This is a genomic window from Nonomuraea sp. NPDC050783 (assembly GCF_040802095.1).
Lineage (GTDB): Bacteria > Actinomycetota > Actinomycetes > Streptosporangiales > Streptosporangiaceae > Nonomuraea.
Window position 1 is genome coordinate 1 of record NZ_JBFAHK010000052.1, and the last position, 12,270, is coordinate 12,270.

The 12,270-nt window shown below is 71.7% G+C and carries 13 protein-coding genes; 9 read left to right on the forward strand and 4 right to left on the reverse strand.

Annotation, left to right across the window (positions count from 1 at the left end; genetic code table 11):
* Window positions 1–295: 295 nt before the first annotated feature.
* The gene (locus AB0H75_RS49855; protein WP_367809076.1) at window positions 296–571 is read left to right on the forward strand and encodes a hypothetical protein; all 276 of its coding nucleotides are present in this window, start codon (window positions 296–298) and stop codon (window positions 569–571) included.
* A 47-nt stretch (window positions 572–618) separates the two neighbouring features.
* Here the strand turns inward: AB0H75_RS49855 and AB0H75_RS49860 are convergent, their stop codons facing one another.
* A complete protein-coding gene (locus AB0H75_RS49860) occupies window positions 619–1,776 on the reverse strand; it encodes an SMP-30/gluconolactonase/LRE family protein (protein ID WP_367809078.1) in 1,158 nt (385 codons plus the stop codon).
* Window positions 1,777–1,919: 143 nt separating this feature from the next.
* Here AB0H75_RS49860 and AB0H75_RS49865 point away from each other — a divergent pair, with 143 nt between their 5' ends.
* The 4 genes from AB0H75_RS49865 (at window position 1,920) to AB0H75_RS49880 (ending at window position 4,853) form a co-directional block, all read left to right on the forward strand.
* On the forward strand, window positions 1,920–3,083 hold the full coding sequence (locus AB0H75_RS49865; protein WP_367809080.1) for a cytochrome P450: 1,164 nt from the start codon (window positions 1,920–1,922) through the stop codon (window positions 3,081–3,083).
* Window positions 3,084–3,159: 76 nt separating this feature from the next.
* Entirely contained in the window at window positions 3,160–3,762 is a 603-nt protein-coding gene (locus AB0H75_RS49870) for a TetR family transcriptional regulator (RefSeq protein WP_367809082.1), read from the forward strand.
* Between the two features lie 131 nt (window positions 3,763–3,893).
* Window positions 3,894–4,253, forward strand: a complete 360-nt coding sequence (locus AB0H75_RS49875) for a DoxX family protein (RefSeq protein ID WP_367809084.1) — start codon at window positions 3,894–3,896, stop codon at window positions 4,251–4,253.
* Window positions 4,254–4,289: 36 nt separating this feature from the next.
* A complete protein-coding gene (locus AB0H75_RS49880; RefSeq protein ID WP_367809086.1) occupies window positions 4,290–4,853 on the forward strand; it encodes a TetR family transcriptional regulator in 564 nt (187 codons plus the stop codon).
* Between the two features lie 75 nt (window positions 4,854–4,928).
* On the opposite strand, the gene AB0H75_RS49885 is transcribed toward AB0H75_RS49880, so the two are convergent.
* A complete protein-coding gene (locus tag AB0H75_RS49885; RefSeq protein WP_367809088.1) occupies window positions 4,929–5,669 on the reverse strand; it encodes a TetR/AcrR family transcriptional regulator in 741 nt (246 codons plus the stop codon).
* Window positions 5,670–5,756: 87 nt separating this feature from the next.
* Here AB0H75_RS49885 and AB0H75_RS49890 point away from each other — a divergent pair, with 87 nt between their 5' ends.
* Window positions 5,757–6,491: an SDR family NAD(P)-dependent oxidoreductase gene (locus AB0H75_RS49890; protein ID WP_367809090.1), complete on the forward strand. Its 735-nt coding sequence runs from the start codon at window positions 5,757–5,759 to the stop codon at window positions 6,489–6,491.
* Window positions 6,492–6,577: 86 nt separating this feature from the next.
* Here the strand turns inward: AB0H75_RS49890 and AB0H75_RS49895 are convergent, their stop codons facing one another.
* Together AB0H75_RS49895 and aceE are read right to left on the reverse strand one after the other, a co-directional pair.
* Window positions 6,578–7,021: a carboxymuconolactone decarboxylase family protein gene (locus AB0H75_RS49895; RefSeq protein WP_367809092.1), complete on the reverse strand. Its 444-nt coding sequence runs from the start codon at window positions 7,019–7,021 to the stop codon at window positions 6,578–6,580.
* A 91-nt stretch (window positions 7,022–7,112) separates the two neighbouring features.
* Entirely contained in the window at window positions 7,113–9,599 is a 2,487-nt protein-coding gene (gene aceE / locus AB0H75_RS49900; RefSeq protein ID WP_367809094.1) for a pyruvate dehydrogenase (acetyl-transferring), homodimeric type, read from the reverse strand.
* Between the two features lie 63 nt (window positions 9,600–9,662).
* On the opposite strand from aceE, the gene AB0H75_RS49905 reads away from it, so the two are divergent.
* The 3 genes from AB0H75_RS49905 to AB0H75_RS49915 all read left to right on the forward strand — a co-directional run bounded on the left by AB0H75_RS49905 (window position 9,663) and on the right by AB0H75_RS49915 (window position 12,179).
* The gene (locus AB0H75_RS49905) at window positions 9,663–10,286 is read left to right on the forward strand and encodes a GntR family transcriptional regulator (protein ID WP_367809096.1); all 624 of its coding nucleotides are present in this window, start codon (window positions 9,663–9,665) and stop codon (window positions 10,284–10,286) included.
* Between the two features lie 220 nt (window positions 10,287–10,506).
* On the forward strand, window positions 10,507–11,595 hold the full coding sequence (locus tag AB0H75_RS49910; protein ID WP_367809098.1) for an NAD(P)-dependent alcohol dehydrogenase: 1,089 nt from the start codon (window positions 10,507–10,509) through the stop codon (window positions 11,593–11,595).
* A 68-nt stretch (window positions 11,596–11,663) separates the two neighbouring features.
* Complete coding sequence (locus AB0H75_RS49915) at window positions 11,664–12,179, forward strand: hypothetical protein (protein WP_367809100.1); 516 nt, start codon at window positions 11,664–11,666, stop codon at window positions 12,177–12,179.
* The last annotated feature ends 91 nt before the right edge of the window (window positions 12,180–12,270 follow it).

Consider the following 12,270-nt stretch of genomic DNA (forward strand, 5'->3'; position numbering starts at 1 on the left):
TAAGGGACAGTGCAGGAAATGACTCAGCCTCGGCTACTCGGTGGTCGTTACGAGCTCGACGGTGTCGTCGGGCGCGGCGGCATGGCCGAGGTGTACCGGCGGGCTCCATCCTGGTCACCCGCCGGATTGACGGTTGTGTCAGCGTCTGCATACAGTTGTTTGCAATCAATCGTTTACACGATGCGTACCGGCGTGCCCGGCGGCTGGGCATCGACGGTCCGGCGGGACGCCCGCGGGTCTCAGGGCCTCTGCGCGTCATGACCCTTCACTCCTCCGACGAAAGGCCGGCCGTATCATGCAGTACCTCCTCATCCGGCAGCGGTTCACCGACTACGACGTGTGGCGCAAGGCGTTCGACAGCCTGGCCCCCGAACGCGAGGCCGCCGGTCTCCGCCTGGCCCTGCTCGCCAGGAACGCCGCCGACCCGGACGAGGTGGTCGTCCTGTTCGAGAGCACCGACACGAGTGACGCGGCCCGGCACGCCGGCTCCGAAGCGCTGCGGGACGCGCACCGCCGGGGCGGTGTGGTCGAGGGCAGCAGCCAGATCACCGTCCTGCTGCCTGCTGAATAACCTGGCCGGCTCCACCGGTGACCGCCCCACCGGTCACCGGTCACCGGTCACCGGCCCAGGTTCTCCAGCGGGACGGCGCTGATGGTGAACGGTAGAACCGGATTCGCGGCGTGATAACGGTCGAACTGCGCGTTGGCCACGAGAAGCCGATCGCCCAAGGCCGCGGAGCTGGCGGCGTAGTGGAAGGTCGGGTCGGTGTACGAGCGGGTGACGGTGGCGCCGCTCCCGGCCACGTCCAGGAGGTCGAGCTGGTCGGGACTGTAGCGGGTGACGAGCAGCCGATCGCCGATGAACGTCATTCCGTCCCCGCCGTAGAGCGGCCCGTGCTCGACCGGGAGCTCGGTCACCTGGCGAGTGTCCAGGCCGATCCTGAACAGCTTGCCGGTGTTGGACTGGACCGTGAGCAGCGAGCGGCCGTGATGCTCCAGCACGATGCCGTTGAGGTTGAAACCGTCCTGGTATCGCACGGTCGTGCCGGTCAGGTCGATGAAACGCTCGGCCCTTCCCACCATCGGGGAGGGCTTGATCTCGGCGGCCGGGAGCCTCCAGAGGACGGCGGTGTAGGAGTCGGTGAAATAGGCGTTTCCCGCCCGGTCCAGCGCGACGTCGTTGATGAAGACCTCATCGGTGAGGCCCGTGTCGAACCGGCGTACCAGCGCGCGAGTGCGGGTGTCGTACACCCACATCTGCCCGGTGACGCCCCCCGCCACATACAGCAGGCCCCTCGCGTCGAGGCGCAGGCCCTGGGCCGTGGTCCGGCCGTCGCCTCCGGCCGGCAGGAAGACCTCCAGCTCGGTCCGGCCCTTCCGGCCGCGATAGACGGTGCCGTCGAAGGCGCCGCTGACATAGAAAATCCCGCGCGCGTCGTCAACGGCCAGGCTCTCGGGGAACACCCGCTCGCCGGGGACCTCGTACAAGAAGGTCGAACGGCCTTCCGCGGCGGACGCGGGACGGCCGGCGAAGGTGGCCAGCACCAGGAAGCCTGCGCACCACCGTATGAACCGGGCTCTCGTCACCGTCGGCACCTCGCCTTTCGTATCGTGCGTCTCACGCGGCAGACGGTACAAAAGCGAGTGCTCGGATAAATCCGTCGGACGACTGGTCCACCCGCCCGCGTGGCGGGCCTCGTCCGAGCAGTCATAGTGGAGCCCGCGCCATTCGTCAGGGCAATGCGGAGTTTCTTCCGTACGAAGTCGCGTTTCCATCCGGTCAGATGGCCAGTCGAATGACAGATATCACCCCGGGGTGGTCGGCCTAATCTCGGAAGACCATTCCGATGGAGCACGACATGGCCGAGCGGTGAATGAAGGTGACTCCCATCAACGACACCACGAATGAGGATTTCCCCATGCGACGGGTCTGTCCGTTCGATCCGCCGCCCCGATATGCCGAGCTGCGCGAGCAGGCGCCGGTCACCCGGGTCTCGATCCCCGGTGGCAGGATCGCCTGGCTGGTCACGGGGCACGCGAACGTGCGCGCGGTGCTGACGGACCCGCATGTCAGCTCCGATCGTACCCATCCGGGGTTCCCGCTGGTCATGCCCGGCTTCGAGCGGAACCTCAAGGGCTCGATCCTGACCATGGACCCGCCGGAGCACAACCGGTACCGGCGCATGCTCGCCCCGGAGTTCACGGTCCGGCGGGTGCAGGGCATGCGATCGCGCGTCCAGGAGATCGTGGACAGCCAGATCGAGCAGTTGCTGGCCGGCCCGCGCCCCGCGGACCTGGTGCAGGCGCTGTCGTTGCCGGTCCCGTCGCTGGTGATCTGCGAGCTGCTCGGCGTGCCGTACTCCGAGCGGGCGTTCTTCCACGCCCGGACCGCCCAGATCTTCCACAAGAGCACCACCGCCGAACGGCGGGCGGCGGCCATGCGTGAGATACGGGAGTTCCTGCACCGGCTGGTCAGCGACAAGGTGGACGATCCCGGGGAGGATCTGCTGAGCCGTCTGGTGGTGAAATATCAGGAGGCCGGGCTCTTCGACCACGAGGCGATGTCCGCGATGGCGCTCACGCTGCTCGTCGCCGGGCACGAGACCACGGCCAACATGATCTCCCTGGGCGTGGTCGCGTTGCTGGAGAACCCGGACCAGCTCGCCGAGCTGTGCGAGGAGCCGTCGCTGATGGCCGGCGCGGTGGAGGAGCTGCTGCGTTACTTCACCATCGTCGATCAGGCGACCTCCAGGGTGGCCACCCAGGACATCGAGGTGGACGGCGTGCTCATCCGCGCGGGTGAGGGTATCATCGCCGCCGCGTCCTCCGCCAACCGCGATCCCCGCGTCTTCGAGGACCCCGACAGGCTGGACATCCACCGCTCGGCGCGCGGTCACCTGGCCTTCGGCTACGGCGTCCACCAGTGCCTGGGGCAGAACCTGGCGAGGATGGAACTGGACATCGTCTACACCACGCTGTTCCGCCGGGTTCCCGGCCTGAGGCTGGCCGTGCCGTTCGACGAGCTGCCGTTCAAGCACGACGCGAACGTCCACGGGCTGCACAGCCTGCCGGTGACCTGGTGAGCGTCGCCGCCACCGCCGGGCGGCACGCCGGGCGGGCTCCGTCCGCGGTGAGCGGGCGCTGATATCGTCGGCCGGCATGGGAACGGGCGCGGACACGGACGGTGGCGGGTGGGCACCGGTCATGCGCTTCAGCGAGCGCTCGGCGCCCACCCGGCGGGCGATCATCGAGGCGGCCCGGGCCAGGTTCGCCAGGGACGGCTATGACAAGGCCACCATCCGGGCGATCGCCGCGGACGCCGGGGTGAGCGCGGCGATGGTGGTGCGCTACTTCGGCAGCAAGGCCGACCTGTTCGCGTTGAGCACCAGGGCCGGCTTCCTGTCGCTGGACCTGACCGACGTGCCCCGCCAGGAGGTCGGGCGGCGCTTCGCCCGCGCGGCTCTCGAAGCGTGGGAGAGCGGCGAGAACGAGGCGATGGCCGCGCTGCACCGCTCGGCCATGACCCACGAGGACTCGGTCAGGGCCGTGCAGCAGCTGGTCGCGCGCCAGGTGCTGCCCGTCCTGAAGGCGGCCTTCCCCGACGATCCCGACATCGAGACGAAGGCCGGCCTGATGCACGCGCAGGGGCTCGGCATCATCGTCGGCCGCTACCTGCTCCGGCTGGAGCCGCTGGCTTCCATGGAGTTCGAGGACCTCGTCGCCGCCGTCGGCGACAGCCTGCAACGTTACCTGGACGCCTGAGGCGGGCGGGCGCGACCTCGGCCGAACGGCCGCCGGCGCGGCGCACGGGCGCCGCCATGCCTCGGCTCCATACCATACGGTATAGTATGATTTTACGTGATCCAGCACCGTCTCCAACCCCGAGGAGAGACATGCACCCCCTGCCCGACCCCGTCTGGCCGGTCGCCGTCCTGGCCTTCATCCAGGCCGGCGACGCCGTCATGTGCATCAAACCCGTGCCGTTCGTCGCCCAGTGCTTCGAGGACGTGAACTGGCCGCGACGCTACTGGTGGATGATGCCGCCGCTGAAGTTCGCCGCCGCGGCCGGCCTGATCATCGGCATCTGGCTGCCGTACCTCGCCGCCGTCACCTGCGCCGCGCTCGTGCTCTACTTCGTCGTCGCCATCACGATGCACGTCATCGCCCGCGACTTCGGCCGCAACCTCTTCCTCAACGCCACCGGCATGTTGCTGATCTGCATCGCCACCGGCCTCTACAGCTTCCTGTCGTGACCCGGCGGGCACCATACCCTGTGGTACGGTCGCCGGATGGGCACGGCACGCGATCGTTGGCTGGACGAAGGGTTGAAGGTCCTCGCGGAAGAGGGCGCGGCGGGCATTCGCATCGACCGGCTCGCCGCCCGGCTGAAGTTGTCGAAAGGCTCCTTCCACCACCACTTCGACGGCGCCGAGGGCTACAAGAAGGAACTGCTCGCCCATCTTGAGCGCCTCTCGCTGGAGACGCTCGACCAGGCCATCGCCGAGGCGGCGGGAGCGAGCGGCGCCCGCGCCGTCCTCGCGCACCTGACGGAGCTCGTCAGCACCGGCGGCACCGGCCTGTACCGGCCCGAGCTGGAGGTCGCGCTGCGGGCCTGGGCCACCTGGGACCCCGACGTGCGCGCCGTGCAGACCCGCCTCGACGAGGCACGCCTGGCCGCGCTGCAACGGGTGTGGCGACCGGCCGCCGCCAGCGACGACGAAGCCCGGACCGCGGCCCTTCTCCCCTACCTGCTCGCGGTGGGCGCGACCGTCGTCTTTCCCCCCATCGACGCCGACCGGCTCCGCGGCCTCTACGAACTGCTCCTGCCCCTCGTCCCGGACGGGCCGCAGTAAGGCCCCCCGCCGACGTTGCGGCTCGCGGCGTCACGGCCCGCGGCGTCACGGCCCGCGGCGTCACAGCCCGCGGCGTCACGGCTCGTCGCCGGCGGTTCCGCCGTCCGGCCCCGCCACCCCGGCCAGGAGGTCGTCGAGCCCTGCCTGGACGGCCTCGACGGTGAGCGCCTGCCGCCCGCCGATCCGGTAGGCCAGCAGGTTGGCGGCCAGCGGGGCGAGCAGGGCGTCGGCGAGGTAGGACGCGTCGCGGCCCGGACGGGCCTCGGCGACCAGGATCGCCAGGTGCTGATGGTAGGCGTGATAGGCGCCGCCGAAGCGGGCGAACGGCCCCGCGGTCTCCGCCACGAGCAGCAGGTCGAGCTGGTCCACGGTACGCCGGGCCAGCGCGTGCAGGAACGCACGGATCCGCTCGACCGGCGGCGCGCCGGGACCGAGGGGGGGCGGCCCGCCGAGATAGGCCGCCTGGAACTCCCGCTCGCGCCGGTCGATGAGCGCGTGGGCGAGGCCGGCCCGGTCGCCGAACCGGCGGTAGAGCGTGCCGACTCCCACGCCCGCCGCGGCGGCCACGTCGGCCATGGACAGCGCGTCCACGCCGTGGGCGGCCACGATCTCCTCGGCCGCGGCGAGGATCTTCGCGCGGTTGCGCGCCGCGTCCGCCCGCTCGTTCCCGCGCTCGTTCCCGCGCTCGCTCCCGCGCTCTCTCCCGCGCTCTCTCCCGCGCTCGTTCCCAGGCTCTCTCCCGTGCTGGTCGCTGGGCTCGTCACTGTGCCGCTCGCTCGCGTCGTCCCGCGTCGAGGGCCGCCGGCTCCGCGTCACGCCGCAATCCTACCGACTTGCCATCCGGAACCAGTTCCGCTTAACTCTAACCGGAATCAGTTCCGCTTGAAGGGGAAGGTGAACCTCATGCTCCACGGACGGGTGGCGCTCATCACCGGAGGCAGCCGCGGCATCGGCGCGGCGATCGCCCGCCGCCTCGCCGGCGAGGGCGCGGACGTCGCCATCACCTACGCCCGCGCCGCCGGACGGGCCGGAACGGTGGTGGAGGAGATCAGAGCCACGGGCGCCCGCGCGCTCGCCGTGCCGGCGGAGGCCACCGACGCCACGGCGCTGACCGAAGCGGTCGAGCACACCGTCGCCACGCTGGGAAGGCTGGACATCCTCGTCAACAACGCCGGCATCGCCCCGTACGGCCCGATCGAGGACGTCACCCTGGACGACGTGGACCGGACGCTGGCCGTCCACGCCCGCGCGTCGTTCGTGCTCGCCCAGGCCGCCGCCCGGCACATGAAAGACGGCGGCCGCATCATCACCATCGGCAGCAGCCTGGCCCAGCGCGTGCCCACACCGGGCTGGACCCTGTACGCGATGAGCAAGTCCGCCCTCATCGGGCTCACCAAAGGACTGGCCCGCGACCTCGGCCCCCGCGGCATCACCGTCAACCTCGTCCACCCCGGCTCGACCGACACCGAGATGAACCCCGCCGACGGGCCCGACGCGCCCGCCGAACGTTCCTACACGGCGCTGGACCGCTACTGCGAGCCCGACGACATCGCCGCGACCGTGGCCCACCTGGCCGGGCCGGGCGCGCGCAACATCACCGGCACGTCCATCACCGTGGACGCCGGGGCCACGGCCTGACCGCGCGGCCACGGCCTGACCGCACGGGCACCGCCGCCGGGGCCGTACCGGCCGGGCCGGTTCAGGGCGGCCCGGCGGTACGCGCGTCAGGTGCCCGGCGTGACCCGGGCGGACACCAGGATGCGGTTCCAGTTGTTGATCATGCCGATGGCCACCACGAGGAGCGCGAGCTGCTCCTCGCTGTAGTGCTCGGCCGCCTCCCCCCACACCTCGTCGGACACCACGGCCCGGTCGGCCAGCCTGGTCGCCTCCTCCGTCAGCGCCAGCGCGGCCCGCTCCGCCGGGGTGAACACCGTGGCCTCGCGCCACGCCGCCACCATCCACAGCCGCTCGTCGCTCTCCCCGGCCTTCTTCATGTCCCGGGTGTGCAGGTCCACGCAGTACGCGCACCCGTTGATCTGGCTGGCCCGCAGCTTGACCAGTCCCAGCGTCGCCACGGGCAGCTCGCTGTCGTGCAGCAGCTTCTCCACCGCGAAGAAGTGGCGGTAGATGTCGGGCACGAGCTTGGCGACATCGATCCTCTGACTCATCGGAAACCTCCCTGACGATCTCGTTCACCAGGTAGACAAGACAGCCCGGCTCGTTGTGACGTCCCCGCCCGGAGGGCACCGGCGGCCGGGGTCAGCGGGGGCCGCCCCGCTCGGCCGCCTCGACCGCCTTGAGCACCGCGTCGGTGATCGAGCGCGGATCGACCCCGAAGTGCCGGCGTACCGACTCGCGCGTGCCGGACAGGCCGAACCCGTCCGTGCCGAGCGACGCCCACGGCCGGTCGATCCACGGCCGGATCTGGTCCGGCACGGCCCGCATCCAGTCGCTGACGGCGATCACCGGGCCCTCGGTGCCGTGCAGCGCCTGCCGCAGGTACGGCACGCCGGTCGTGGTCATGGCGTCGCGGCGCAGCTCGCTCCAGGAGGTGACGGACCAGACGTCCACGCCCACTCCGTACTCCTCCCGCAGCAGGCGCTGCGCGGCCAGCGCCCAGTGGATGGCGGTGCCGCTGGCCAGCAGGTGGGCCTGGCCGCCGCCGGCGGCGTACCGGTAGATGCCTTTGACGATGCCCTCCTGCACCCCCTCGGGCATCGCGGGCTGCGGCATCGGCTCGTTGTACAGGGTCAGGTAGTAGAAGACGTCCTCGCCGCCGGGGCCGTACATGCGCCGCAGGCCGTCGCGGACGATCACGCTCACCTCGTAGGCGAAGGCGGGGTCGTAGGCCAGGCACGCGGGGTTGGCGGAGGCCAGGAGCTGGGAGTGGCCGTCGGCGTGCTGGAGCCCCTCCCCCGTCATCGTGGTGCGGCCGGCGGTGGCGCCGACGAGGAAGCCCCGGCCCATCTGGTCGGCCAGCGCCCACATCTGGTCGCCGGTCCGCTGCCAGCCGAACATGGAGTAGAAGATGTAGAACGGGATCATGGCCTCGCCGTGGGTGGCGTAGCTGGAGGCGGCCGCGGTGAAGGAGGCCATCGACCCGGCTTCGGTGATGCCCTCGAGCAGGATCTGGCCGTCGACCGCCTCCTTGTAGGACAGCAGCAGGTCCCGGTCCACGGCTTCGTAGCGCTGCCCCAGCGGGGAGTAGATCTTGGCGGTGGGGAACAGCGACTCCATGCCGAACGTCCGCGCCTCGTCGGGGACGATCGGCACCCAGCGGCGCCCGGTGCCCGGCTCCCTCATCAGCTCCTTGACCAGGCGGACGAAGGCCATCGTGGTGGCCACCGGCTGCCCCGAGCCCTTCTGCGCCGACAGGAAGGGCCGCTCGGACGGCGCCGCCAGCGGGTGGTGGGCGACCTTCCTGCTCGGGACGGAGCCGCCCAGGGCGCGGCGCCGCTCGGCCGCGTAGCGCGCCTCGGGGGAGTCGGGGCCCGGGTGCAGGTACGGCGGCAGGTCGCCGTCGAGCGCGTCGTCCGGCACCGGCAGGCCGAGCCGGTCGCGCAGGGCGCGGAACTCGTCCTGGGTGAGCTTCTTCATCTGGTGGTTGGCGTTGCGTGCCTCGATCCCGGCGCCGAGCGTCCAGCCCTTGACCGTCTGCACCAGGATGACCGTCGGCGCGCCGCGTTGGTCGAGCGCCCGGCGGTAGGCGGCGTGGACCTTGCGCGGCTCGTGGCCCGCCCGGGAGCCGCCGACGATGCGCCGCAGGTCCTCGTCGGAGTACGGCACGTCCAGCCCGTCCAGCCCGTCCAGCCCGTGCAGCAGGTGCTGCCTGATGTAGGCGCCGGTGGAGGCGGCGAAGGTCTGGAACTGGCCGTCGGGGATCACGTCCAGCCTGGCCACCAGCTCGTCGGAGGCGAGCAGCGGGTCCCACTCCCGTCCCCACAGCGCCTTGACGACGTGCCAGCCGGCGCCTCTGAAGACGCCCTCCAGCTCCGGCACGATCCGGGTGTTGCCGCGGACCGGGCCGTCGAGCCGCTGCAGGTTGCAGTTGACGACGAAGGTGAGGTTGTCGAGCCCCTCGCGGGCGGCCAGGGTGAGGGCGGCTGTGGCCTCCGGCTCGTCCATCTCGCCGTCACCGAGGAAGGCCCACACGTGGCTGCGCGAGGTGTCCTTGATGCCGCGATGGTGCAGGTAGCGGTTGAAGCGCGCCTGGTAGATCGCGTTGAGCGGGCCCAGCCCCATGGACACGGTGGGGAACTGCCAGAAGTCCGGCATCGCCCGCGGATGCGGGTAGGACGGCAATCCGCCCTCGGGCTCGCGCCTGAACAGGTCGAGCTGGTCGCGGCTCAGCCTGCCCTCGAAGAAGGCGCGGGCGTAGACGCCCGGCGAGGCGTGCCCCTGGAAGTAGATCTGGTCGTGCTCGGCGTGGAAGAAGTGGTTGAAGCCCACCTCGTACAGCCAGGCGGCCGAGGCGTAGGTGGCCAGGTGGCCGCCGAGCCCGAGCCTGCTGCCCCGGGTGATCATGGCGGCGGCGTTCCACCGGTCATAGGCGGTGATGCGCTCCTCCAGCGCCAGGTCGCCGGGGTAGTCGGGTTCCTCCGACGTCGGCACCGTGTTGATGGAGCGGCTGCTCGTGGCCAGCCTTCTCAGCAGGTACTCCGCCCGCTCCGCACCGGCCGCCCGCCGGACCGCCTCCAGCGATTCGAGCCACTCGGCGGTCTCCTGCGGATCTCCGTCAATGTGCATGCCCTCATTAAACACCCGATGATCGATCATCGGTAGATTACGGGAGTCACCTAGACTGGCACGGTGAGACCCGTCGTCCGCTCGCCGCTGCGCGACCAGATCCGCCAGGCCGTGCTCGACGGGCTCATCGCGGCCCGGTGGCAGCCGGGCGACCGCCTGGTGGAGCGGCAGCTCGCGGCGGAGATGGGCGTGAGCCAGGCCCCGGTCCGCGAGGCGTTGCGCGAGCTGGAGGCGCTGCGGCTCATCGAGTCGTCACCGAACAAGGGCGCCCGCATCCGCCGGCTCACCGAGGCGGATCTACGCGAGGTCTACGAGGTCCGGGCCGGCCTGGAGGAGACCGCCGTACGGCTCCGCCGCCCGCCGGCGGCGGCCCTGCGCGTCCACCTGGCCCGCCTGCACGAGGCGGCCGCCGCCGGCGACCTGCCCGGCCAGGTACGCCACAGCGTCGCCTTCCACCGCGAGATCGTCGCGGCCGCGGGCAACGCCGTGCTGCTGGCGGTGTGGGAGTCGCTGGGCGTCGAGGTGTGGACGCACCTGTCCATCCGCCTGTTCCGTACGCACGCGCTGGAGAACGCCGCCGACCACGAGCCCCTGGTGGCGGCGTTCGAGCGTCACGACCCGCGCGCCGGCGAACTGCTGCGCGACCACGTGCTGGGCTACGCGCCCTCCCCCGCCGCGCCCCGCTGACCCCTTGACGCGGCGCTTCCCCGGCGGGAACGCCCGCGCCCCGACGGCGGCCGCGCCCTGACGGCGGCCGCGCGCCGGCGAGATGGCCAGTCGCGTGACGGATGCGTCGCCGCCCCTGCCTGGGCCAGGCTTTGCGCGACAAGCGCGACGAGCGCGACGAGCGCGGCACGCGGATCCTGTCCGCCTGCCGCGGGTGACCGCCGGCGAGGGAGGAGAGGTCATGCGGATCAAGGCGGCCGTGCTGCGTGGGCACGACGCTCCCTTTCGGATCGAAGAGGTGGAGCTGTCGGATCCGGGCAGCGGGGAAGTCCGCGTCAGGATCGCCGGTGCCGGGATCTGCCACACCGACGTCCTGCCGCGCGTGCCCGGATATCCGGCCCGGCTGCCGATCATCCTCGGGCACGAGGGCTCCGGCGTCGTGGAGGAGGTGGGCCCGCACGTGACGGGGCTCCAGGAGGGAGACCACGTGGTGCTGTCCTACGACTCCTGCCGCCGCTGCGACACCTGCCTGGCCGGGCATCCCGCCTACTGCGACACCTTCTTCCCGCGCAACCTCACCGGAGGCGGGGTCGAGGGCACGAGCCCCGTGCGCGACGGCGGGGCGGAGCCGATCGCCGCCCGCTGGTTCGGGCAGTCGTCGTTCGCCACGCACGCGCTCGTCGCGGCCCGCAACGTGGTGAAGGTCGGCGAGGACCTGCCGCTGAGCCTGCTCGGCCCGCTGGGCTGCGGCATCCAGACCGGCGCGGGCACGGTGCTGCACGCGCTCGGGGTGGCCGCGGGGTCGAGCCTGATCGTGTTCGGCACCGGGGCGGTCGGCCTGAGCGCGGTCATGGCCGCGCGGGTCGCCGGCGCGAGCACGATCGTCGCCGTGGACGTCAATCCGGTACGCCTGGAGCTGGCACGCGAGCTGGGCGCGACCCACGCCTTCGACGGCGCGGACGACGGGCTGCCCGCGCGCCTGCGCGAGGTGACCGGCGGGGCGCACCACACGATCGACACCACCGGGCTGCCCGCCGTCATCGCCACGGCGGTCACCGCGCTGCGGCCCACCGGCACCTGCGGCCTGGTCGGCGCTCCCCAGGGGGACGTGGTGCTGGACGCCCGGACCCTCATGGCCGGCCGCAACGTGAGGGGGATCTGCGAGGGCGACGCCGTCCCGCACCTCCTCGTCCCCGCGCTGCTGCGGCTGTGGCAGCAGGGACGCTTCCCGTTCGACAGGCTGATCAGGACGTTCCCGCTGGACCGCGTCAACGAGGCCGAGCGGGCCGCCGCGGCCGGCGAGGTCGTCAAGCCCGTCCTCGTGCCCTGACCGGCACGCGCGCCGTTCGGCCGGAGTGGCAGGCAGCCACCCGGCCCCACGTCACGGAAGGCTTCGCCATGGCCGCGGCATCCCGCGAGTTCGTCCCCGTCTGGAGCCCGCTCCTGCTGCGGGCGACGTTCGCCTGCTCCTTCGTCTTCGCGATCGCGATCCTCGGGTACGGATGGACGGTCACCAGTCCAGAGACGACGGCCCTGGCGCTACGGCTGGCCGGCAGGAGCGCGGCGGAGGCACCGGCGGCGCTGCCGCGGCTCCTGGCCCACCTCCGCGCCGTCATCGCGATCCTCGTGGCGGGGAACGTGCTGGGGATGTCCGCGCTGCGCGGCTCGACGTGGTCGTACTGGGTGGCCCTGCTGGTCAACCTCACGCAGGGCGGTGTGCTCTCCAGCCTGGTGCCCGGACAGGTCCACCAGGCGGTGCTGCAGCGGTACGGGTTCGCCGGCCTGCTGCCGATCGTCGTCACCGGTGGAGGGGCGGTGCTCCTCGCCGTCGCGCTCATCGCCCGGCTGTTCACGGTGGGCGGCAGTACGGGATCGGCCGCCGCCGTTGCCGGGCGGAAGGTCCGGAAGGACTAGGGAGTGTCTGACAAACGATCTACGTGCACGGTTGAATGTCGGTCGTGGTGCGACGAGGTGAGCTGACCGACAAGTCATGGGCACGAATCGA